Source organism: Chitinophaga sp. sic0106 (genome assembly GCF_019219075.1).
Taxonomy (GTDB): domain Bacteria; phylum Bacteroidota; class Bacteroidia; order Chitinophagales; family Chitinophagaceae; genus Chitinophaga.
Genome location: NZ_JAHUWJ010000014.1, coordinates 154,054 through 178,262 on the forward strand (window position 1 = coordinate 154,054; position 24,209 = coordinate 178,262).

The 24,209-nt window shown below is 47.7% G+C and carries 20 protein-coding genes; 6 read left to right on the forward strand and 14 right to left on the reverse strand.

Features of this window, described 5'->3' with window-relative positions; all coding sequences use genetic code 11:
• Positions 1-129: 129 nt before the first annotated feature.
• The 3 genes from scpB to KW844_RS20100 all read right to left on the reverse strand — a co-directional run bounded on the left by scpB (position 130) and on the right by KW844_RS20100 (position 3,069).
• Entirely contained in the window at positions 130-1,317 is a 1,188-nt protein-coding gene (scpB, locus tag KW844_RS20090) for an SMC-Scp complex subunit ScpB (protein ID WP_218378575.1), read from the reverse strand.
• A gap of 124 nt (positions 1,318-1,441) precedes the next feature.
• Positions 1,442-2,323 carry an ATP synthase F1 subunit gamma gene (gene atpG / locus KW844_RS20095; RefSeq protein ID WP_218378576.1) on the reverse strand — a complete coding sequence of 294 codons (882 nt, stop codon included), beginning with the start codon at positions 2,321-2,323 and terminating at the stop codon, positions 1,442-1,444.
• Positions 2,324-2,487: 164 nt separating this feature from the next.
• Positions 2,488-3,069, reverse strand: coding sequence for a DJ-1/PfpI family protein (locus KW844_RS20100; RefSeq protein ID WP_218378577.1), 582 nt, complete (start codon positions 3,067-3,069; stop codon positions 2,488-2,490).
• Between the two features lie 173 nt (positions 3,070-3,242).
• On the opposite strand from KW844_RS20100, the gene KW844_RS20105 reads away from it, so the two are divergent.
• From KW844_RS20105 to KW844_RS20115, 3 genes are all read left to right on the forward strand, one after another.
• On the forward strand, positions 3,243-4,619 hold the full coding sequence (locus tag KW844_RS20105) for a DUF1080 domain-containing protein (protein ID WP_218378578.1): 1,377 nt from the start codon (positions 3,243-3,245) through the stop codon (positions 4,617-4,619).
• A gap of 105 nt (positions 4,620-4,724) precedes the next feature.
• Complete coding sequence (locus tag KW844_RS20110) at positions 4,725-6,497, forward strand: DUF885 family protein (RefSeq protein WP_218378579.1); 1,773 nt, start codon at positions 4,725-4,727, stop codon at positions 6,495-6,497.
• 160 nt (positions 6,498-6,657) lie between these two features.
• On the forward strand, positions 6,658-7,275 hold the full coding sequence (locus KW844_RS20115) for a hypothetical protein (RefSeq protein ID WP_218378580.1): 618 nt from the start codon (positions 6,658-6,660) through the stop codon (positions 7,273-7,275).
• A gap of 63 nt (positions 7,276-7,338) precedes the next feature.
• Here the strand turns inward: KW844_RS20115 and KW844_RS29125 are convergent, their stop codons facing one another.
• Entirely contained in the window at positions 7,339-7,464 is a 126-nt protein-coding gene (locus KW844_RS29125) for a hypothetical protein (protein ID WP_255578542.1), read from the reverse strand.
• Between the two features lie 24 nt (positions 7,465-7,488).
• Here KW844_RS29125 and KW844_RS20120 point away from each other — a divergent pair, with 24 nt between their 5' ends.
• Positions 7,489-7,989 carry a hypothetical protein gene (locus tag KW844_RS20120; protein WP_218378581.1) on the forward strand — a complete coding sequence of 167 codons (501 nt, stop codon included), beginning with the start codon at positions 7,489-7,491 and terminating at the stop codon, positions 7,987-7,989.
• 378 nt (positions 7,990-8,367) lie between these two features.
• Positions 8,368-8,724, forward strand: coding sequence for an MmcQ/YjbR family DNA-binding protein (locus KW844_RS20125; RefSeq protein ID WP_218378582.1), 357 nt, complete (start codon positions 8,368-8,370; stop codon positions 8,722-8,724).
• A gap of 3 nt (positions 8,725-8,727) precedes the next feature.
• Here the strand turns inward: KW844_RS20125 and KW844_RS20130 are convergent, their stop codons facing one another.
• The 5 genes from KW844_RS20130 to KW844_RS20150 all read right to left on the reverse strand — a co-directional run bounded on the left by KW844_RS20130 (position 8,728) and on the right by KW844_RS20150 (position 14,971).
• The gene (locus KW844_RS20130; protein WP_255578543.1) at positions 8,728-9,510 is read right to left on the reverse strand and encodes a sulfite exporter TauE/SafE family protein; all 783 of its coding nucleotides are present in this window, start codon (positions 9,508-9,510) and stop codon (positions 8,728-8,730) included.
• 239 nt (positions 9,511-9,749) lie between these two features.
• Positions 9,750-11,084 (reverse strand): Gfo/Idh/MocA family protein, encoded by a 1,335-nt coding sequence (locus KW844_RS20135; protein WP_218378584.1) that lies wholly within the window; start codon positions 11,082-11,084, stop codon positions 9,750-9,752.
• A gap of 94 nt (positions 11,085-11,178) precedes the next feature.
• The gene (locus KW844_RS20140; RefSeq protein WP_218378585.1) at positions 11,179-12,543 is read right to left on the reverse strand and encodes an alkaline phosphatase family protein; all 1,365 of its coding nucleotides are present in this window, start codon (positions 12,541-12,543) and stop codon (positions 11,179-11,181) included.
• Between the two features lie 48 nt (positions 12,544-12,591).
• Positions 12,592-13,806: a metabolite traffic protein EboE gene (gene eboE, locus KW844_RS20145; RefSeq protein ID WP_218378586.1), complete on the reverse strand. Its 1,215-nt coding sequence runs from the start codon at positions 13,804-13,806 to the stop codon at positions 12,592-12,594.
• A gap of 10 nt (positions 13,807-13,816) precedes the next feature.
• Positions 13,817-14,971, reverse strand: coding sequence for a 3-dehydroquinate synthase (locus tag KW844_RS20150; protein ID WP_218378587.1), 1,155 nt, complete (start codon positions 14,969-14,971; stop codon positions 13,817-13,819).
• A gap of 280 nt (positions 14,972-15,251) precedes the next feature.
• On the opposite strand from KW844_RS20150, the gene KW844_RS20155 reads away from it, so the two are divergent.
• Positions 15,252-17,228, forward strand: a complete 1,977-nt coding sequence (locus KW844_RS20155) for a tetratricopeptide repeat-containing sensor histidine kinase (protein ID WP_218378588.1) — start codon at positions 15,252-15,254, stop codon at positions 17,226-17,228.
• 99 nt (positions 17,229-17,327) lie between these two features.
• On the opposite strand, the gene eboC is transcribed toward KW844_RS20155, so the two are convergent.
• The 5 genes from eboC to KW844_RS20180 form a co-directional block, all read right to left on the reverse strand.
• The gene (gene eboC, locus KW844_RS20160; protein WP_218378589.1) at positions 17,328-18,248 is read right to left on the reverse strand and encodes a UbiA-like protein EboC; all 921 of its coding nucleotides are present in this window, start codon (positions 18,246-18,248) and stop codon (positions 17,328-17,330) included.
• A gap of 52 nt (positions 18,249-18,300) precedes the next feature.
• Entirely contained in the window at positions 18,301-19,281 is a 981-nt protein-coding gene (locus KW844_RS20165; protein ID WP_218378590.1) for a TatD family hydrolase, read from the reverse strand.
• A 38-nt stretch (positions 19,282-19,319) separates the two neighbouring features.
• Entirely contained in the window at positions 19,320-20,216 is an 897-nt protein-coding gene (locus KW844_RS20170) for an EboA domain-containing protein (RefSeq protein ID WP_370626506.1), read from the reverse strand.
• A gap of 546 nt (positions 20,217-20,762) precedes the next feature.
• Entirely contained in the window at positions 20,763-22,298 is a 1,536-nt protein-coding gene (locus tag KW844_RS20175; protein WP_218378591.1) for a VCBS repeat-containing protein, read from the reverse strand.
• Positions 22,299-22,406: 108 nt separating this feature from the next.
• On the reverse strand, positions 22,407-24,197 hold the full coding sequence (locus KW844_RS20180; RefSeq protein WP_218378592.1) for a RagB/SusD family nutrient uptake outer membrane protein: 1,791 nt from the start codon (positions 24,195-24,197) through the stop codon (positions 22,407-22,409).
• Positions 24,198-24,209: the final 12 nt, after the last annotated feature.

Below are 24,209 nucleotides of genomic sequence, written 5' to 3' on the forward strand. Positions count from 1 at the left end.
GGTGTCCGATTTAGGACGGTATGATGTCCGTATTTGGGAGAAACGACAGCGCCGGTTGCTTGGCAACCGGCGCTGTCGTTATTACTTCCGGGTTTGTGCCTGATGGCGTTTGTACGCACCCGTTATGCTTTATTTCTTATCAAGGTCATTTTCATCGGCGTCGTCAGTATCTGTGCCAGGGAAATCATCCTGTTCATCCTGATCGTCTTCCAAGCCTTGCACCTCGTCTTCGTCTTCGTCCTCTTCATCTTCATCGTCATCGTCATCATCATCGTCGTCATCATCATCGTCGTCCTCATCCTCATCGTCGTCGTCTTCGTCATCATCTTCTTCTTCTTCATCGTCGTTTACGTCCTCCTCATCTTCATCGGCAGTAACTTCTTCATCTGACGCTGTTACACTTTCTTCTTCCTCTTCTTCAAAACTGTCCCGGATAATTTCATCATCTGGCTCTGCGTCTTCGTCTTCGGAGGCACCGTCACGTGCTTCCTCTTCGGCCTGGCGCAGGAAGCTGTCGAAATGGATGATTTCATCATCAGGTTCGGCTTCTTCATCTTCGGAGGCGGGGATATGTTCTTCCTCATCGGACATGAGGTGAAAATCGGAGCGTGGGATGGTATTGGTGAGATCATCGAGCTGGTGATCCGGATCGAGCAGTTCACCATCTTCAGACACCATCATGGCGTGTCCGTTCACAACTGCTTCGGTACGGTCGCCGCGGCCAATGGTGGCGGTATCATCGTTGATGAGGGTGGGCTGTACCATTTCCTCATCGAAGAGTTCTTTGAGTTTTGGCAGATCGGCGGGGGAATTGATGCCGAAATAGTCCATAAATGAGCGGGAAACGGCGTAGAGCAGGGGTTTTCCCGGGAGGTCTTCGCTACGGCCGCTAATCACGATCAGTTCTTTTTCCAGGAGTTTCTGTATCGAATAATCGGTACTTACACCACGGATGTATTCGATTTCGCCTTTGGAAATAGGCTGGCGGTAAGCGATGATGGCGAGTGTTTCCAGGGCGGCGGTGGACAAGCGTTTGAGGAACTTGTCACCATTTAGCTGGGCTACCGTTTGGTAATAATCTTTTTTGGTAAGAAACTGATAGCCACCACCACTGCTTCTTACTTCAAACGCATAAAATTCCGAGCTATACTTTTCTTTAATGGCTTCAATGGCGGCTTCCACCTGATCAAGGGTTGCGCGATCTTCCAGGAAAGCCAGTGCATTGTTCAATAAATCCAGGATTTCCAGCGCGGGCAGTGGCCTGTCGGCAGCAAATATGAGTGCTTCCACGTGCGGAATGATCTGAGATATTTCCATAAAATTATTGTACGGGTGGCGGTTATAAGAAAAAGGTCAAAGACCGAAAATACCGTCTTTGACCCTTTTTCTGAAAAATTTATTATTCAGTTGCTGATAAACTTTGAATAACGCTGAAATCTTATCAACCAGCGAGTGCGGCGGCACCACTAACGATCTCAGTGAGCTCGGTGGTAATAGCGGCCTGACGTGCACGGTTATAGGAGATTTTCAGGTTGCGCAGCAATTCAGCGGCGTTTTCAGTTGCCTTATCCATAGCAGTCATACGGGCACCGTGTTCGGAGGCGTGTGAATCCAGGATAGCTTTAAAGAACTGTGTGTTCAGGATTTTAGGCATCAGCTCAGCAATCAGTACATCTTTTTCTGGTTCGAAGATATAATCTGCTTTCAGCCCGTTGTCTTCCTGATCAATTTTAGCGATCGGCAGGAACTGCTCGGTGATGTATTCCTGCATGGCAGCGTTTTTAAATTCGCTGTACACAATTTCAACCGCATCGTATGTACCATCGATAAAACCTTCCATTGCCACTGCTGCAGCCTCTTTCACGTGTTCGAAGGTCAGACTGCCGAACATCTGCCAGAAACGGTCATTTACTTTATAACCGTTATTCAGGAAATGCTCATATCCTTTCTTACCGATAGGCATGATTTCAACATTTCCTTTCTCAAATTGTTCAGCGTACTTTTCACGAATCGTACGTTTTGCAGCCTTGATCAGGTTAGAGTTGAAAGCACCGCACAGACCCCTGTCGGAAGTAATTACAACGATCAGCACTTTTTCAATCTCACGTTGAGCCGCCAGCGGAGTATTGATGTTACCCTCGCTGTTGGTTACAATATTTTGCAACATTTCCTGCAGTTTCAGCGCATAAGGACGCATTAATAAAATAGCATCCTGGGCACGTTTCAACTTCGCAGCACTAACCATTTTCATGGCTTTGGTGATCTGCTGACCAGATTGAATAGATTTGATTCGGTTACGAACTTCTTTAAGTTGTCCGGACATATAATTAAAATCGATTACGAATTACAAATGAGTAAAAATCCAGGGGCAACCCCCGATTTTGGCTGCAAAGGTAAGCATTGCAGGCTTAATTTGAAAATCCGCAAAGAGATAATTTAAATTTTATTTACACACCTGAAAATCAATTAATTGTAGATAAAACTTTATTATAGGGTGATGGTAGTGCCCAGGACCTGCAGAAATGCCGCGATCCAGGTATGATGGGCCGGCCAGGCTGGTGCTGTCACCAGCTTCCCGTCGACCACGGTTTCCGTTACATTCACACTTACATAAGTACCACCGGCAGCCGTTACTTCCGGCGCTACCGCAGGGTAGGCAGTGAGCTTACGGCCACGCACCACATCCGCCGCTGTTAATATCTGAATACCATGGCATACGGCAGCCACCGGTTTATCATTCGTAAAAAAGTGTTTTACCAGCTCCAGCACATTCTTATTAAGTCGCAGGTACTCCGGCGCACGTCCACCGGCAATCACCAAAGCATCATAATCAGCCCCCGCCACATCATTAAAAGTAGCATTCAACACAAAACCATGCCCCGGCTTCTCACTGTAAGTCTGGTCCCCTTCGAAATCATGTATCGCCGTTTTAATCTTGTCCCCTGCCGCCTTGTCCGGACAAACAGCATGTACCTCATGACCAATCATCTGGAGCATCTGGAAGGGTACCATTGTTTCATAATCTTCTGCATAATCGCCGGTAAGCAGCAGTATTTTCTTTTGTGCCATGGTTTATTGAGTTTTATAATTATTTCTAAAATAACCTTTTGAAGATAGTAAATTTCGCCCACCCTTATTTCCGTTCACCAGCAGATTTAACATCTTTATAAAAAAGCCTGTTGCAATCGGTTGTATAAGTCAGGATCATTTTATATTTTGGCTCTCTCATTCCAGAACTAGTTATGAAAAAGATATTATTAGTATGTGGCAGTGTGTTACTCCTAACGGGTGCGCTGCAGGCTCAGAAAGCCTCTAAATCCGGATGGCAGGACCTTTTTAACGGGAAAGACCTTAAAGGCTGGAAACAGCTGGGTGGCAAAGCAATCTATACCGCACGCAACGGTGAAATCGTGGGCACTACCGTGGTAAACACCCCGAATTCCTTCCTCGCTACCGAGAAAGACTATGGTGATTTCATCCTGGAGCTGGAATTTAAGCTCGACAGAGAATTCAACTCCGGTATACAGTTCCGCAGCCAGAGTCGCCCGGACTACAACAACGGCCGCGTATTCGGCTACCAGATGGAAATTGACCCGTCGGACCGTAAATGGAGCGGTGGTATTTATGAAGAAGGGCGCCGTGGTTGGCAATATCCGATGGAATACAACCCTGGCGGACAAAATGCCTTCAACAAAACCGACTGGAATAAATACCGTATTGAGTGCCGTGGTAACGAAATCCGTACCTGGGTAAATGGTGTAGCCACTGCCCACCTGGTAGATACCGCCCTGCCTAAAGGCTTCATCGCCCTGCAGGTGCATTCTATTGGTAAAGATGGTGCCGACGCTAACAAGGACATCAGATGGCGCAACGTACGCATCATCGAAAACCCTTCCGCATCCCAATATTCCCCTTATGATAATATATATGTGGTAAATAATGTGGTGAACACCGTATCTGCCCAACAGAAGAAAAACGGCTTCCAGCTGCTGTGGGACGGTAAAACCTCCAAAGGATGGAGAGGCTACAACCAGAAAAGTTTCCCGGATAAAGGCTGGAGCTATAACGATGGTACCATGACCATCCACAACAGCAATGGCGACGAGATGGGCAGCGGCGGTGACATCGTTACCGACAAGGAATACAAAGCCTTCGAAGTGGAATTTGAATTTAAATTGACCAAAGGAGCCAACTCCGGCGTGAAATACTTCGTAAAAGAGTCATATGATACAAAAGGTAAATCTGCCATCGGGCTGGAGTACCAGGTACTGGACGATGAAACCCACCCTGATGCCAAGTTGGGAAGGGACGGAAACCGCACGCTGGCGTCACTTTACGATCTCATGACAAGAAAACAGGAAAAACGTGCCCTGTTACCCATTGGAGAATGGAACAAAGGTCGTATAATTGTGTATCCAAATAACCACGTTGAGCATTGGTTGAACGGTTTTAAGGTATTGGAATACGAAAGAGGCTCTCAGGCTTTTAAAGATCTGGTAGCTATCAGCAAATACAAAAATTGGAATAACTTTGGTCTGTGGCCGGAAGGTCGCTTACTCCTCCAGGATCACGGTAACGAGGTATCCTACAGGAGCTTAAGGATTAAAACTCTCAAATAAAAATATTCATCTTTTTTTTCATTGTTCACTGTTCTAAATAAGCATTCCGATTCTTCGGAATGCTTTCTTTTTTTAGTTAGATTTAATATTGTCTAAATACATCTTATGCGCATATTTAAGTACAAAGCAGGGCTGATAGCCCTCGCCATTTTGTGCGCCGCCTCCTGTAAGCGGGCCGGTCGCGAGGAAACAGCCGAAAAACTAAAGGACATCGCTTCCCGGTATTACGAAGAAAATATGGCCTTAAACCCTGTCCAATCCACCTTCAACGGAGAAGATAAATATAACGGTGACCTCGCCATTGACATCAGCGATGCCTGGCGCCTTCGCGCGGATTCTTTCTGTGTGCGTTACCAGCAGGAACTGGCCGGGATAGATACCAGTGTGCTCAGTCCTAACGACCGTATCACCTACGATATGCTCAGCCGGGAGCTGGCCATCACCCGCGAAGGCTATACCTTTCATGATAACCTGATGCCGGTGCAGCAGTTTACCTGCCTGCCGCTTACCCTTGCGCAGTTAGGCTCCGGCAGCGCCGCACAACCCTTTAAATCCCTTAAAGATTATAAAAACTTTATCCACCGTATGCAGCGCTTCGCGGTATGGACGGATACCGCCATCGCGAATATGAAACGTGGAATAGCCACCGGTTATGTGCTGCCGCAAGCCCTGGTAGTAAAAACCATCCCGCAAATGGCTGCCCTGGCGCAAAAAGACTCCTCCAACATTTTCTTTGCACCGCTGAAATCTATCCCGGATTCAATTGCCGGCACCGAAAGAGCCCAGCTGGTACTGGATTATACGGCTACCGTACATGAATACATCATTCCATCCTACGCCAAACTGCAACAGTTCCTGGAAACGGAATACCTGTCCAAAGCCCGCAGCACCAGCGGCATCAACGGCGTTCCTGATGGCAAAGCTTACTACAACTATCTCATAAAATACTGGACCACCACCACCAAAACACCGGATGAAATATTTGCACTCGGCGAGCAGGAGGTGGCACGCATCCGGGGGGAAATGGAGCAGATTAAGAACAGCACCGGTTTTCAGGGCGACCTCCCCGCATTCTTTGAATTCGTAAGAAACGATAAACAGTTCCGCATCTTCCAGACACCGCAGGCCGTACTTGATTCTTTCAAGGCCATTGAGCAGAAAATTATGCCCGGTGTGAAAAAAATGTATGGTCATCTCCCTAAAACAAAATTCGAAATCCGGCAAACGGAGGCTTTCCGCGCCGCGGCTGCCAGCGCGGAATACCAGCCTGGAAGTCCGGATGGCACAAGGCCCGGCGTATTTTATGTGCCTATCCTCGATGCCAGCAAATTCAGTTATGTAGGCATGGAATGCCTGTTCCTGCATGAAGCCATCCCCGGTCATCACTTCCAATTTTCGCTGCAACAGGAAAACGACTCCCTCCCTAAGTTCCGCCGCTTCGCCTGGATAGGCTCCTATGGCGAAGGATATGCCTTGTATTGCGAAAGCCTGGGCAAAGAGCTGGGGCTGTATACAAATCCTTATATGTACTTCGGTCGACTCAGCGATGAAATACATCGCGCCATTCGTTTAGTCGTTGACGTAGGACTCCATACCAAAGGCTGGACACGTGAGCAGGCAATTAAATATATGCTGGATAATGAACCTGTTTCCGAGCAGGAGGTAACCGCCGAAATCGAGCGCTACATGGCGATTCCGGGCCAGGCACTCTCCTACAAAATTGGTGAAATCAAGATCCGTGACCTGCGCAATAAATACACGAAAGAACTGGGAAATAAATTTCAGCTGTCCGCTTTCCATGATGAATTATTAAAAGATGGTTGTGTACCGCTTTCCGTGCTCGACCTGAAAATGGAAAGATGGGCAAGCTCATTTTAACAGAATTTTATGGAGAGTTGGAAGAAAAAATCTCTCCATAATGCAAATTACATCTCTCTATAAATCAATTAGATAGACTTGCAAAAACGTTTAACCTTTAACTATTGGTATAACAACTTCTGGCATTCCTTTGGTATTAAGTAAGTCAAACCGATAGTATATGAAAAAGGCAACAATTTTACTCGTCGCAATAATGATGGCAGGTGTTATCATCAACAAAAGTTTTGCCCAGGTGCGTGTGAATATCAACATTGGCAGTCAGCCACTGTGGGGGCCTGTAGGCTATGATTATGTACAATACTATTACCTCCCGGATGTAGATGCTTACTATGATGTAGCTGGTCGCCAGTTTATTTACCTGGAAAGAAACAGGTGGGTCTACGGCGCAGCGTTACCGGGATATTACCATTGTGATATTGACAGGTGCTATAAAGTAGTGGTGAATGAACGCGATCCGTTCCGCCGCGCGGCTTACTATCGCAACACTTACGGCAGGTATAAAGGTTATTACGATAAGCAGCCGCTGATACGCAATACCAGGGATGTCAGGTATGTGCAGGTACACCGGGATTACCGCGATAACGACAGACGTTATTATGCCGATGATCATAACCGCAACAACAGCAGCTGGAGAATAAATAACGGCCGGGATGACCGCAACGACAGATGGGATAACGACCACCGCAACGGGCATAACGACAGAAGGGATAATGACCGAAGAGATAATCGCAGGGATGACCACAGAGATGATCGCCGGGATAACAGAAGAGATAAGTAATGTGTATAAATATAAAGGCCGCTTCCAAATGGGAGCGGCCTTTTTGTGTATAAGAAGTATGTTTTAGTGTAAGGTTACAGTACCTACAGTAGTTACTGTAACCACGGTTACGTTTACGTTCAGTAAGGTGGTATCTTTTAAAATGGCGGCAGTACGATACCCAAATATTGGCTGGCACTGTTTTAGCATGAGTATTCTTAAAACGAAAAACTTATGAAAAAGGGATTATTCTTCCTGGTCATGTTTTTTTCATTTGGCATTTTTTCTGCCCGTACTGCGAGTGCACAGGTGAATATTAACGTGAATATTGGGAGTCAGCCGGTTTGGGGGCCTGTAGGGTATGATTATGCGAACTATTATTATTTTCCGGATATAGATGCGTATTACGCTATTCCTCAGCGCCAGTATGTATACCTGCATGGGAATAAATGGGTTTTCGCCGATGCTTTACCTGCCAGTTATCATTACGACGTATACCGCGGATATAAGGTAGTGGTGAATGACCGCGATCCATGGACAAGGCCTGACTATTATCGTGGTAAATATGGAAAATATAAAAATCAGTATGGCAAGCAGGTGATTATCCGCGATAGTGATGATCCGAAGTATTACAAAGTGAATGGTAAGGGAAACAACGGCAATCACGGGAACAAGGGCAAAGGCAATAAAGGCAATAATGGAAAGGGGCATGGTAATGGCAAAGGACACCGATAGGTGTATTATACATACTTAAAATTGGTAAGCCTGACGTTTCGAACGTCAGGCTTTTTTGCGGGACCTTGCTGAGGGCTTACATCCCGCAGCAGGAGAGCTGCCCCGGCCGGCTGTGTCAGGCAAGGTTTGGTCACCCTCTCCCGGTTATTAAAAATTTCTGAAGATTTTATCACCGGTGATTTTTAGCGATAATATTTCGTATTTTTATAACGCAGTTCCAATCTATTTACCTAAATCCTGACAACAACCGCCTGATGAATCCGTTTCAGGGGTTGCCACACACATATGTAGTATATTTACATATGTTTATTTTCGTTAGCCTTTAAGTCCGTTATGACAAACTGATTAACTATTTTATGGAGTTTTAAACCTGCTGCTATGTTTGACAATACCCTGGCATTTTGCCGTGCCTTACCAGCCGTTACCACTGAAGTGAAGTGGGATAATGAACTGCGTTTGTTCGTAGGAGAAAAATTATTTGCCATGCTATCTATGGATGAGCCCCATAGAATTTCATTTAAATGTGTGCCTGCACAGTTTCACAAACTGATCTGCAAGCCAGGTATCGTACCGGCGCCACATCTGGCCCGCTATCACTGGGTACAGTTGAAACAGGATGATACTTTACCAGATTCCGAGCTGGAGCAATACCTTCAAAAAGCCTATGAGCTGGTGTTTAGTTCTTTGCCGGAGGTGGAACAGCAACAAATTCAGAACCATCACGCGAGTGCGTAATGGTTATTTCCCAAAGATGGTAAAGAAGATATCGTACACACCGAATACAATCAGTGTGATAGCGAATAACTTTTCCAGCGCAGGCGTTTTCATTTTCACCGCAGTTTTGGCCCCCAGGTAGGAAGCAGGAAAAGCAGTGAGCGACAGCAGCAATGCGATATTCCAGTCGATATGCCCCAGCCACCAATGTGTGAGCGCTCCCGGTACCGATAAGATGGCGGATAATACCACTGCACAGGCGAGTGCCTGTTTGATGGGCATTTTCAGCTTTTTAATAAAAAAGGTGCTGAATAAAATACCACCGGCATTAGCCAGCAGGCCTGCCAGCAATCCTATACCCATAGCCGCGCCCAGCAGTTTCATAGCAGGCACATCTTCCGCCGCTACTACTGTATCATTGGCTGTATCTTTCTTTTTCATAAAAGAGTATAACAGGGAGATACCAATGCCCATGATGAACACAGCGGTAAGTATCATCAACGTTTTTCCAGGTAGAAAACTACTGCACCATGAGCCCGCAATAGTGGCCGGCACCGCCATTCCGGCACTGAGTAAAATAACCCTTGCATTAAACAACTTTTCTTTACGATATACAGCGGTAGCAGAAAGTGTACTGGTGATAGACGCCGGCAACGGTGAGGCCAGCGCAAAAAACGGATTAACGCCGGCAAAAATCTGCAGTGCCGGTGTACTGATCGCACTGCCTCCTTTGCCAAGCAAGCCGGAAAGATAGCCTACAATAAGGCCGATAATCAATACCGGCAGGTACTGAGTTTGTTGTAACAAAAATTCCAAAATATGGTGGTTGGTTCGCTTAAAAATAAAATTACAGGTACTACAAATGTAGGCCAACCACATTCCTTAAAGAAATAAAAGCAATAACTAAAAGTTATGGCCAATAACAATTTATTATATTTATTCCTAGTCTATAAACAGAATAGGGATAAGGGTTTTATCGGATTGAGGGTTAAAAAAACCTGCCATCGTATGATGGCAGGCGCTGTTGATAGAATATAAATTCAGCATTATACTTTAGGTGCCCAGCCATTTTCATAATCGCGGCTCCACAGCTTCATCGCTGCAGCGTCCGCAAGGATGTGACCATTGGCCGGATCGGTATGTAAAACGCGGCCGGTACGCTGCGCAATATTTGCCAGCAGGCAAAGCAACGTACTACGGTAACCTTCGCTTATTTCGGAATTTAGTTTAGCGTTGCCGCGGATGGTGTCAAGGAAATTTTGAATATGCAGTCCATCCAGGTATTCACCGGCAGGACTCACTGTGTTAGTCACCGAACGGGAAGGCGGGTCCTGCTGTTTCACCTCTTTGATGGTTTTATTATCATTATCCACAATTTTATACGCGTCGCTGCCATTGCAGTATAAGGCCCCTTTGCTGCCAAATACGGCGAATCCGCGGCCACTTCCCTCTAAGGGGAAGGGGTGACAGCTACGACCTTCCCAGGACACGGATTTACCGCCTTCAAATTCGAAATTGACCGTTTGGGTGTCAGGGGTTTCCCAGTCGTCCGGGGGATAGGCATAACGACCACCGGCAGATGTCACTTTGGTAGGATATCCCAGGTTCATCATCCAGCGGAGGCAATCGAGTTCGTGCGTGGCGTTGTTACAGGTTTCACCGGTACCCCAATGCCAGCGCCAGTGCCAGTCGTAATGCACAATATTATCCTTGAAATCCCGCCGCGGCGCCGGTCCTTGCCAGAGGTCCCAGTTAAGTGTGGCGGGTACCGCTATTTTTTTACCTACGCCGATTGGCTTGCGGTTATTCACATACCACGCACGGCCATAGTATACTTCACCAATAACACCTGCCTTTATTTCCGCTGCTGCCTGTTGCATATTAGGCCAGGAACGCCGCTGGTTGCCCATTTGGATATGCCGGCCGTATCTGGCGCCGGCAGCTACCAGCAACTCCCCTTCCCGCGGATTATGGGCACAGGGCTTTTCCACATATACGTGCTTGCCGGCAGTGGCAGCCATAATACCGGCAGGCGCATGCCAGTGGTCGGGTGTGGCCACCATCAGTGCATCAAAATCTTTTCGCTGGAGTAATTTCCGGATATCCTTTTCTACGGTGGGAGCCTTGCTTTGTATACCCGACAATGCCTTCAGTCCTTTGGCTACGGCGCCGTCTTCCACATCACAAATGTAGCCGACTTCCGCATTGGGCTGTTTGGCGGCCAGCTGTGCCAGCCAGTTGCCACGGGCATTCACGCCCATTACCCCCACTACAATTTTATTGCTTGGTGCATTTTTCCCGAATACCGGAAAATTAAGGTAGGTAAGTCCTGCGCTTAAGCCAGCAGCAGCGCCGGTTTTAACGAAATCCCTTCTCTTCATAACGATAGTATATTTTTAGATTTTCGGCAATCGGTTGCATGAAAATATATAAATATTCCACTGTCAGGGATTTTTTATGACCGGCGGTGAAGGCTTAATTATTCAGGTGATTCCACATGATCTGGTACACCTCGGTAGCAGGAATAGATGACTTCCCGGTAGGCGCATTGGTGATCACCAGCGGTTGCAAAGCGGGATCAGTTTCGAGGCGGCCATGGGAGCCTTTTATCAACGTGGCATCCAGCGGAATTACATTCATCAGGTAACGGAAGCCCAGCTTCTTTTTCAGCACTTTAAACGCTGCCTTCAACTTTACCAACGGATCTTTAGGGTCCATGAACATCTCTACCGGATCATAACCTGGTTTTTTAAATATCTCTACTGTGCGTGCAAAATCAGGCGCCCTGGCATCATCCAGCCAGTAATAATAGGTAAACCAGCTGCCAGGCTTCGCCACCACCACCAGCTCGCCACTACGGGCATGGTGCAGGTGATGCTGCCGCTTGCCTTCCCGGTCGAGCACCAGCTCAATATCCGGATGCGCCTGCAACAAGTTCCGTACGTTTTTATATACCGCAGGATCATTGATGTAAACATGCGCAATCTGGTGATCTGCCACAGCAAAGGCTTTGGAGGCCCCGGCATCCAGCAGCTCCAGCCCCCGTTCCTCTCTCACCGCAATCAGTCCTTCCTTGCGGAGAATGCGGTTGATATCGATCGGGTTATCAGCATTGGAAATACCGTATTCCGACAGGATGATAATAGCAGCATCCTGCTGCTGGTAGTATTCTACCAGCTGTTTTACAACGGCATCTATTTCCAGGATTTCTTTTTTATTCTTTTCCATATCCTGACCAAATTTCTGCAGGCAGTAATCCAGGTGTGGGAGATAGATGAAGGTCATGGTAGGGTTGTAGCGCTGATCCGTGAGGATAGAAGCGTCTGCAATGTATTTGGAAGATACGATGCTGGCGGTGGGTCCCCAGTAGTTAAACAACGGAAAGGTGCCGAGTTTTTCGCGCAGGTAATCACGCAGGTCTGCCGGTGTGGTATAGCAATCCGGCACCTTGCGGCCATCCTGGAGGTAGTTAGGCCTTGGCGTGAGTGAGTAGTCCACATTAGCGTACATATTATACCACCAGCACATTTGCGATACGGTAAATTCCGGATTGAGCTGACGGGCTTTGTCCCAGATTTTAGGTGCATCCACCAGGCGATTGGATTGTTTCCAGAATTTAATTTCAGCGTCGGTGCGGTCGTACCAGCCGTTGCCCACGATACCGTGCTCAGATGGCCACTGGCCTGTAAGATAAGTGCTTTGTACCGCCGTAGTTACTGCCGGCAGCATAGGCTGAATCGTGGTCACATGACGCGTGTCGGTATAGGCCTTCAGGAAAGGCATGTGTTTGAGCAGGGAAGCAGAAAGCCCTACCACATCGATTACTACTGTCTTTTTCATAGATGCGTTAGCCATTGCTTATTGTGGCATAATGCTGTTATTCGGTTATCAATAATCCAGTTGCTGCAATACCCATTGCAATTCCCTGGAGATGGAAATATCCATATTTTCTTTCAGTGGTGCGGGCAATACCTCCCAGGTGTATGTTTCTACTTCCAGATGTGCTGTAAACGGTGCCTCTTTTTGTAAGGCCAGTACCGCTTTGATATCGGCCTGTGTGGAAGAAAGCGGATCATATCTTTCCAGGAATACCGGCACATGGAAGTGAGAACGCCATTCTGTTACTTTGCTGTTATCTGCATCAGCAAAGGCCTGTGGCAGATCCGGATAATGAATTAATCCGCCTTCCACGGTGCGGGCAATCACCTGGTGAAGGTAAACAGGTTCTTCGAACTGACGAAATGCGGCTACTATTTCTTTTCGTTTATCCGTATCCGTTGGCATGTCTGCTTTCAGTGCGGCACTGATCTGGATCTTACCTACTTTCAGGCCGTACGCCCGGAGTTTCTCCAGTACCGCAGCTGGCTGTTCATATTCCAGTGCAAAGTGGCAAACATCGTAGCATAACTGCACATGATCTTTTATAAACCCGGCGGCAGTAGCCTCATCAATTTTAAATTTATCCTGCAGGAATGGGATACCAGCTGGTAACAGCTGATGTAAATACCAATCCATAAATTCTTCTGTATTTTCCAGCAGCCCATCTGGTTCCGGCTCTATATCCAGGTGTAGCAATGGTCCGCCGCTACGGCGTACGCGCACCAGGTTTTCCACTACCAGCAAAATATTGAGGGTAGCGCTTTCCATCACGGAATTCTTTTCTTCTTCACAGCGGTTACACCAGAATTTGTAGCTCAGCGGGGAAGTTGAAATACCTCCTTCGCGGCCGTAAGGCAGCATGGATGCCAGCAGGCGAAACAGGCGGATAGTGTAGGCTACGCGATCGGGGCTGGTCCAGTCAGGCGCATGCACCTGGTCTTTTACCACGGTGTTATGAAATCCGCCATAGGGGAATCCGTTCATGGTAAAAACGTAGCAATCATTTTCTCTCAGCCATTGCTGAAATGCGCGCAGGTTCTCTTCCCTGGCCAGTTCCAGGCTGGCGGTATTGGCTAGTCGCAATCCTATACCGAAAGGTTTATCCGGTGATACGGCTTTCTTTACCGCAGGAATATGCTGCTGCAGTTGGTGAAAATGGGCGCTCCAGGTTTCGCCGGGATGTATATTGGAACAGTAGGTCAGGTGACCAACAGTTGTTTGCATGTGCTGATTTTTATTGCATGGTTTTGGTAATCGCTGCTGCTTCGTACAGCTTTTCCAGGTTCATTTCGTGTACATCTGCTCCCTGTCCTATATTTTTAAGGAGAGATACAGTGAGCTGCCCACCCAGGTGCTCGCGGAATTCTTCGAGGCCGGCAATCACCGGAGAATCTTTCCCATCCTGCCTTTCAAGCAACGGATGCCATACCGGCAGCTGCATATTTTTCAGTACGGCGATGATGCGCTGCATATCGTTTTCGCTCAGCCATCCTAACAGGTACGAATATACGCTGTCGAGCGCCACACCTATGGATACCGCCTCTCCATGCCGCAGTTCAAAGTTGGTCAATTGCTCCAGCTTATGTGCACTCCAATGGCCGAAGTCGAGCGGCCGGGAGGAACCGCTTTCGAACGGGTCGCCCCCATTACCGATGTGCTGCATATGCAGGGCGGCGCAGCGGTAAATCAGTTCCTGCATATCCGCCATATCGCCCTGGCTAAGGGCCACAGCACGGGATTCCATCCATTCAAAAAACGCGGCATCTTTGATGAGCGCTACTTTTACGGCTTCCACCATACCGGAGTTCCAGTCCCGCTTTTCGAGGGTAGTCAGGAACCGGCTGTCGTTGAAAACAGCCTGCGGCGGTGCAAATGCACCCAGGAAGTTCTTTTTACCATTGAAGTTGATCCCGTTCTTTACACCTATACCGGAATCATTTTGCGATAGTACGGTAGTGGGTATACGGATATGTCTTACCCCCCGGTGCGATACAGCTGCAACGAAGCCCACCAGGTCCAGGAGGGAGCCTCCGCCAATGCCAATCAGGTAGGAATGGCGATCGATCTTATATTTATCAATGGCATTTACCAGGTTAAGGAACAGCGGTAAATCATTTTTCACGCCTTCTCCCCCGGCAATAGTTAATATTTCCGGTGCCAGCTCAAATCCTTTGATGGTTTTGAGATAGGAGGCTATCTGCTGCGGCAGCCCTTCATGGTGGCTGGCCATACCCTGGTCCAGCACCACCAATATTTTCTTCAGGTGGGTATGTACCGCCTGCGACTCCAGGTATGCTCTCAAACAGTTATTGTCAGGACTAAAAAGCTGGGAGGTAAAGTGTACCTGGTAGTGAAAGTTGACATTAAAATTCTGCAGTAAATATTCCATGGCTAATCCTCTTACATTCTATCTAATTAGTGATCCTTTAAATGTACACAAAAATCCGTATTTCTACTTAACCGGACAGATGGGCGGCAAATTACCGTACTGTGGCGGGTTATATTCCGGGAGACGGGAATTATACGCATGAGGGGTTTCGCCATTCATCCAAACACCCTTGCGGATGCACCGAAAAAGCATAAACTTTGTTTTCTGAGAACCTGCTTACAGGCCCCGGAAATTAATTGTTACTGTAAAGGAAAGCCGTTTCCCCAAACCACTATTCGTTATGTACCGTAAGTTATTACTGGTAATCCCTGCCCTGATAATACCGCTGCTGCTGACAGCCGCGGCACAAGCGCTGTCCCATAAAGACAGTTTGTATCAGCGCCTGGATAAACTACCGCCAAATATTGAAAGAGTAAATACCTATCTGGCCCTTGGAGAAGCGCTGGTTCCGGATAGCGTGCAGAAAGCTGAAAAAATGATGAAGGATGCGCTGGCACTGAGTATACAGCTGGGCTATCAGAAAGGAGTGGCCGACTTCACCATGTATTACATGTACATCCAGGACCTGAAGGGGGAATACATGCAGAGCCTGTACCTGCTGCAACAGGCAGAAAAAATTTACAGCCACCTGAAGGATACCACCAGTCTTATGAATGTCCACAACTTCATGGGCAATGAGTTTCAACAGGTAGGCAATTTCAAGGCAGCGGCGGATCAGTACATGGCTACACTGGAGCTGGCGGATATACGGGGCGACAGTATGCAGGCCAACAAAATCACCATTAATTTGTCGTCGGTATTTATATTATTAGGTGACTACCACAAGGGGCTGGAATATGCCAAAAAGGCTTATCAGTTTGCAGAACAGCGGAAGCATAAGTGGCGGATGGCGAGTGCATTGAACTGCATGGGGGCCGCTTTGCTGCAACTAAAGCAGCACGACCAGGCCAATAAGATTTTTACACAGGTAATACAGCTGGGCCGGGAGGTGGGCGACAGTATCTTTGTGCTGAACGGCACTATTAATATGGCATCTGTGCTTTCCTGCAAAGGGGACCATAAGAGCTCCCTGGAATTATTTCGTGAGGCCGAGGCCATCACAAAAGCATATCCTGCACCTGATAAGTTGATCAATATATTGCTGGGTATTGGAAATGAGTTGTTTCTTTCCGGCAAATACGTTGCGGCCGAGGAATACATCAATAAATCCATCTCTCTGAGTAAGATATACCTTGCAGGTAATGAACTTCACCAGGCCTACCTGGTGGCATCAGACCTGAAAGCAGCCACAGGGAAGCCTGCGGAGGCGCTGGCATTACGCAAGCAATATGAAAAACTACATGATTCGTTGCTGGGCAATACTACGCGCAGCAGTGTGCAACAGTTGGAATCACGCTACGCCACTGCCAGGAATGATAAAAATCTCACCGAAAAAAAACTACAGGTAGCTACTATTAATCTGGAGCTGCATCGCAAAAACAAGTGGATACTCTATGGCATGGTGGGATTTATCCTGCTGATGATTCCTGCCATTATTTACTGGCTGAAGCTGCGGCACCGCCACCGGCTGCAATTGCAGCAACTGCAAACTATGGAAGCAGAACGTACCGTACAGGTGCTGGAAGCTATGATGCAGGGCGAAGAGCGGGAGCGCACGCGGCTTTCAAAGGATCTGCATGATGGCGTGGGAGGACTATTATCGGCCGTAAAGCTGCATTTCAGCGCACTGCGGCATGAGCGTCCGTATCTGAAAGAAGATCCTGGTTTCCTGCATGCCATGGGAATATTGGATGATGCGGTGGTGGAAGTGCGTAAAACGGCACATAACCTTATGCCTGAAATCCTTTCCAGGGTGGGGCTATCGGAAGCGCTGGGTTTCTATTGCCGGAATGTGAGTCATAGCCGGAAGCTGCTGATTACTTATGAAAGCACGGGGCAGGTGCGGCGTTATAATGCCAGCTTTGAGTTATCCGTATACAGGATTGTGCAGGAGCTGATTAACAACATCATCAAGCATTCCAGGGCTTCGGCTGCGCTGGTACAGCTGGTGCAGGAGGAGCATACTTTGTCTATCCAGGTAGAAGATAATGGCATCGGTTTCCAACATCAGCCGGAACTGCATCAGGGCATGGGTTTGCGCAATTTACACACGCGTATTAAGGCGCTGAACGGGAACCTGGATATTGATGCGTCAGCAGGGAGAGGTACTACGGCGTATATAGCGTTTAATATTATTCCGATGCAGCTGGCGAAATAACGGGTCTCAAACGTTTTCATACTCATCTTCTTTAGGTATTAAACGTTTGAGGAGAGACCAATGGTCTCTCCTCAAACGATCAGGCTCAAATGAATATCCTTAAGTAACAGCAAATAATTTTCCCAGTCCCAATGAAATAGGCAACAGCAGCAGCACAAAAATAGCGAACGGCATTTGTGCGAAAGCAGCCACCCAGGCGGCATTCATGGCAATGAGTGCCAGTATCCCCCCTTTCACTGCTTTTCCCAGATTAGGTCCGGAAGGCTCTTTCATAGCTTTCATCAGCGGGCTGTTCACCATAAATATGAACAGCAAAATAAATGGCAATGCCCTCCACAGGCGTTCCTGGTGTATGGCAAGCGCGATCATGGCTACGTATACTACGGCATAGCCGAGGGCACTGATTTTAAGGCTTTTGGTATTACCTCCGTGCACTTCACCGCGACTGATATTTGTAATGGCCGCGATATATATGACGGGAATAATTCCCATCCACCAGTATTGCGCAAGTGCTTCCGGCAGGATGCTGATACCCAGCAGGAGATTGAATCCTCTGCAGAGTCCCATATTAATGGGCCCCCAGATAGGATGATATTTTCCCCATTTGTTGTATACCAGTGCGGCGGTGGTAATGGCAATAGCGAGCCAGCCCGGGGCACCGGTCAGGTGTCCTACCGAAAAGGCGCCTAATATACCTACGAGTAGCAGGTAAGCACCGAGAATAATGGCTTGTGTTCTGGAAATTATTCCGCTGGGGATAGGACGTTCGGGACGTTCTACCGCATCCAGTTTAGCGTCGAACACATCGTTGAATACGACGCCTCCTCCGTAAAGGCCGGCTGCTGCGAGGCAGAGGCATACTACGGGGAGTGAAAACTCCAATGTAACTGTACGATAAGTCACATTCAAAAAATAGCCCGAAATGGCTACTCCTGCTAAAACATCTGCGATGGCTGTAATAATATTAGCGGGTCGCATCAGTCGCAGGTATCCAATCACTTTACTAGCAATATAACTCACTTTAGTATGAGGTTTTCATGGTTTCGGGCTTGTACTCCAGTACAATAAGCGCCTAACGGATGATGGTCGTATTCTTGTTAATTCTTGGTTGTTGTCCACCTCTTAAAACAGTACTTCCATTAAATTTTTCACTTTGGTCCGTGACAACTCCGAAATCAGATTCATTAATTTGTCCACTTTGAGCGAAGGCTGTCAGTGCGTTCCTGTAAGTTACCAAATGAATGTCATTCGAGTCAATACCACTTTCGTGCATGAGTGCTGCGGTTTTGGGCACTGCTAACGGATCGCTGATACCCCAGTCGGCTGCGGAATTGATCATAATTCGTTCGCTGCCATACTGCTTTACGACCTGAACCATACGTTCATTACCCATTTTAGTAAACGGATAAATGGTGAATGCGGCCCAGAATCCACGATCCAGCACTTCTTTCACGGTTTCCTCGTTGTTATGGTCTACGATCACCATTTTAGGATCGAGGCCGTGTTCGAGTGCGATATCCATGCTGCGGCGGGTACCTTGCTTTTTATCGCGGTGTGGGGTATGTATTTGTACCGGGAGATTGGCTTCTTTGGCCAGCTCCAGTTGTGCGCGGTAGTATTTTTCCTCCAGGGCGGTTTGATCGTCGAAGCCTATTTCCCCGATGCCTACCACGCCTTCTTTGTATACAAATTGCGGGAGGATTTCCATCACTGCTTCTGCCAGTTTTTCGTTGTTGGCTTCTTTTGAATTGAGGCCAATGGTGCAATAGTGTTTGATGCCAAACTGGGAAGAGCGGAATCTTTCCCATCCAACGAGGCTGGAGAAGTAATCGCGGAAGGAATCGACCCCGGTACGTGGTTGGCCGAGCCAGAAAGCGGGTTCAATAATGGCTACTACGCCGGCATCTGCCATGGCCTGATAGTCATCCGTTGTTCTGGAGGTCATGTGCACATGTGGGTCAAAAAATTTCATCCCTTTAATCTTATCAAGATATGCCGGAGAGTGGGCCAGTGGCTGAAGATCCTTTTCTGTTAAGTCATGAATTCCGCACATAAAATTGTGGTTTAAGATGGAATTAGTTGGCAATAAAATTATAATAAGTTGATGGTAGCGGCTATTTTTTCCCATGTCAGGCTTCCTTCCTCGATTTCGGATACCAGGTAAGGGGCGGATGCCAGCAGTTTCTTTGCGGGCAGGTACTGGCTGTGGTAGCACACCAGGGCAGCAGCTTCTTTTTCCACGTTATAGGCCGACTGCCACAGACGTGTGATATCCGGGAAGTTGGCGGCGGAGAGGAAGGTAGTGAGTAGTTGCCATTGGAGCGGGTTCACCGGGCGGCCAGCCGCCTGTCTTTCATGGGCAAAATCTGTGATGATGGCTGCCAGGGCGTCGTTGGCTCTTTCCTGGAGGCCATGGATCTGATTCAGCGGCTTTTCGGTGAAAATGGCTTTCATCACCAGCTGGTTCCAGCCGGATTCAGGCAGGTATTGTGCCGGGTACGGGTTATGCAGCATGATGGCTTCCTGTACCGGTGCAATATTGGAGCGGATACCATCTGCCGTACGGGCGATCCATTCTTCCGGATATGCCAGCAGCGGCAGCGCGCTGTAGAGGGCCGCCAGTTCATTCATTTCGGCGCCATTGAAAAGCGCTTCCACCTGGTTTATATAAGTCGGTTTATCAGCTGCGGGAATAAACAGCATCCACCACACACGTGTCAGGCGGTCTAACGTCCAGTCATATACGAAAAATCCGGGTACTGCTTTTTCCAGCGCCTGCTGGATAGCTGGAATAGGCGTCACCGGTTGTTTTCCGGTAAACCTGGGCATGGCGGTAAATGTCTGCAAAAAGTCCCGGGTTAACTGGGTTGTTTGCTGCAGTTCCTGGCGTTGATGGAGCCATTCATTTGCGCGTGCGTTTTCCTGTTGCTGGATGAGTTGACCTAATAACGCTCTTACATTTTCGTGGTCAAATACATATGCGGTCACTTCAAGCCTTTTTAATAGTGCAATAATAATAGGGTCTAAAATTAACCAGTTAGCCGGGATTTATCCTACTGAAATAATAAAATATGATGGGTGGTTGTTAAAACGGACAGGTTTGTTTAGCGGATTTGTTATTAACCCTTCAGTATCATTGAGGAAAGTTCCGGAGGCCGGCTATTCGCAGTGGATTTGAAGACCAGCGTGATTGCTTAATTGGCTGTGCAGCGGCCAGCTAATGGTTCAGCAAACTACAAACTGGTATAAAATAAAAGAGAGGCAATAATGCCTCTCCTTCCGCCATTCTAAAGCCTGATTATTCATCAGGATATCTTTACCAGACATATACCGCGGCGGCCTGCAGATGTCTTATCAGGTATAACAGTTTTGAAAACGGGCAAAAACAAGAATGACGATGATCAAAAACCACCTCCGTAAAAAATGCTTCACAGAGTTGCCCGGTAGTTACTTTAATGGTCTTGGAAGATAAATACGGCTGTAATATACATATTATTCTATTTTCCCACCAAATCTCTCTTTGAAATTTTGTTATTATTTATGTGCATACAGGGTATTAAAAAGCACTATAAATGGCTGATATTCCTTCCAGTTAGGCTTATATTCTTCCTGCACAATAAAGCCTTTTGCATAGTTACCTAGTAAGATATCCAGGTCACCGTCCTTATCTATATCGGTAACTTCCATGGTCATCCAGTGGCCCTCCTTTTCAATAGGTGGTGCAAAAGGTGTAAACCCGAACGGTTTTTTATTTCCCTGGAAGAGAATAAATTTCTCACCTGGGTTATTTTCCAGGTCTGCGAAAAATGCGATCGTCGCAATATCCACCTGACCATCCTGGTTAAAATCCGCTGCAATGGCTTTAGTACAGCCATTTACCGGATAAAACCATGCCTGTTTATATTGATTATTTCCTTCATTCAGAAATATATAAACCCCATGGTAAGGTTTCAAAACTATAGAATAATCTGCGTTATCACCACAGGTATAAAGGATATCCTGTTTTCCGTCGCCGTTAAAATCCGCCAGCTGGAAACTGGTGGAACCATACACCGGAGGGAATTTTAACAGATTTTTGCTCGTAAAGCCACCTTTTTGATCATTTTCAAATAGCCAGATACCCTCTTCTCCCGCAGCAAAGAGCACCATCAGGTCCGTCCAGCCATCGTTGTTGAAATCACCCGGTATGGCTTTGGTTGCCCCGGGAAGGTCCAGCAGGGTGCGTTCGGCATATTTGCCATCGGCCTGCTGCTTTAAATATATAAGTCCACCGGTATGGTGCCCAAAAGCACAGGTTACCATCTCCTCCTTACCATCCTTGTCAAAATCGGCTGAAATGGTTTGTACCGGGCGTTGCAGATAGGGCTTGATATCCACCGTGCTACCTGTTTCCAGGTTCAGATCAGCGATGATGCCACTGGGTTTGTCTACCGCGCGCATATCGCCGATTTGTGTGATGCGTGCCAGCGTCCCTCCTTGCGGTGACTTGCGGAAAGCAATATCCACAACCGGCGAATGTGTTTGCCAGCTACCGCTTTGCGCCAGCTCCGGGTTCCAGCGGGTGAGTGTATTTTCATAACCATCGGCGGTATAGATGTTTCCGGCGGTATCCGCTGCCACCATAACGGTTGCAGTACTCGTAGTATCCTTTACCTGCGGTAAGCCTATCTGGAATCCTGACCATTCATGCCGCAAGGGAACAGGGATTTTAGCCGGCAACAACTTTGCTGGCGCATTACGCTGGTAATAGGCTACAATCTCCGTCCATTCCTTGAAGGGGATGGCAGGAGCCGGGTCGCCGGGCATAGGAGGATAATAACTTGTTTCATTCCATACCCTAATGCCTACACGCTGTGCCATCGCCGGCAGTACATGATCATTCCAGGTGGCGGAATCCAGCAGCGCCGGAGAAACAGGCATATGGCAACTGCCGCAATGTTTATCGGCCAGCAGTTTGGCCTGTTCGTCACGGGTAGGAGCATGACAACCCATAACAAGCGAAATAATGGAAGCAAAAACGAAAAAACTATAGAGCAGGCCTTTTCTGATGGACATTGGTTGCGCTGACATGAGGATAAATTTTCAAGGAACTCTAAAATAGCAAATAAGCTGACAAAAAAGGAATGCAGCGGCACTGAGTCCGCTGCATTTCATTTGTGACAGGCAAGTATGAAAGAATTAATATCCGTCGTTCTGATCCAGCACAGATTTACCATTAACCATGGAGAGGTCACGCTGACGCTGAGGAACTGGGAAGTATTCGTTACGACCTTTCTTGTAGTTTGCACCTACCAGGTCAGTTGTTACAGTGCTTTCGTAATCATAGAATTTCTTCATCAGATCCACACCGGCATCGCCCCAACGGCCTACGTCAAAGTAGCGGTGACCTTCGGTAGCCAGCTCCAGTTTACGCTCGAAATAAACATATTTGCGGGCAACAGCCTGGGAACTGAAGGTACCGGCAGGGTATCTGCTGATATTGTAGTTCGCAGCCAGTGCGGTGGTAGAAAAACCATCCATTGGCTTACTGTCATTCACATATTTATGCAGCCAGTATTCCTGGTGGTCAGCGATACGGCCACGCACCTGGTTTACCAGGCTTTCGGCCAGGGTCAGGTTGCTGGTTTCCACTGCACACTCGGCTGCCATCAGCAACACATCAGAGAAGCGGATCAGTACTACGTTGATGGCGGACCCTGGTGCCCAGGAGTGAGAATCTTTGTAGATGCTCTGGTTAAACTGCCAGTAGATCATTTTTTTACCAGCGTAAGGGCCACCACTTTTCTGGTCACGTACCCAGGCAGCACCTGGATGCAGACCCCAGTCGTGATAAGGCAATCCACGGCGACCTACAGTCCAGTCGAGGCGTGGATCGAGGAAACCTGCATCCGGTGTGTAAGCCGCATCCGCACCGATACCCATATCATTTTTCACCGCGTTGGCAGGCAGGTTGTAATCATCTACGATTGGTAAACCTGCAGCAGTAGTACGGTAAGCATTTACCAGTTCCTGTGTAGGCTGGAAGAATCCGCAGCAACCAAAAGGACTGTTGTATGGATAGTTCAGCATGTCACCGGCGTTAGCATTGGTGATCGCGTTGGTACCATCGTTAGCAGTCATTTGAATGGCAAAAACAGATTCAGGACCATTTTTATAAACCGCATTGAAGTTCCTTTGGAAATCAGCTTCCAGCGCATACTTCTTTCCATTGGTAGTGTTACCGTTGGCGATCGCATCCTGGAAGAGCGGCAATGCTTCTGCGTATTTTTTCTGATACAGCAGGGCTTTAGCCAGGTAGATCTGTGCAACCCATTTGTTGGCGCGGCCTACATTTGTCTGTGTCGCAGGCAGGTTATCCTTGGCGAAGGTGAAGTCAGCCACGATGTTAGGCCAGATATCCACATTATTTGGCTGAAGCACATTTGTTGTAGTGTCATTTACCCATGGCACTTTATTAAACATTTTCTTCAGTTCAAAATAGTAGTGACCGCGGAGGAAACGGGCTTCCGCTTCTACCTGTGTTTTTTCAGCGGCGGTCATATCCGTTGCTTCCTTCATGAATTTGAGGGTATTGTTACAACGGGTAACACCTTCAAACACAGCTTTCCACTTTGCATTGAAGAAGGTGTTAGTGGTAGAATGCTGCCCGGTAGCAATGGTATTGATGTCTGGCTGGTCAGGGCTCTCAGAGCCTTTGTGCGCGTCGCCACCGGCCACACTTCCGTAAACCCAGTTGGTAGGTGATGCCATCCAGCCGGAACCACCGCCGCCCAAAGCGTTATTGTCGGGCGCCTGTCCGTCGAGTGCAGCATACGCACCGATCAGTAAGTAATTAACACCATCCTTATTAGCAACCAGGTCTCCTCCTAATGCAGCATATGGTGGACGTTCCAGGAAGCTTTTTTTGCAGGCGCCCAGCATAGTGGCAGCCAGCAATAATGTTATACCTGAATATTTAATTATTTTCATCTCTTTAGTTTT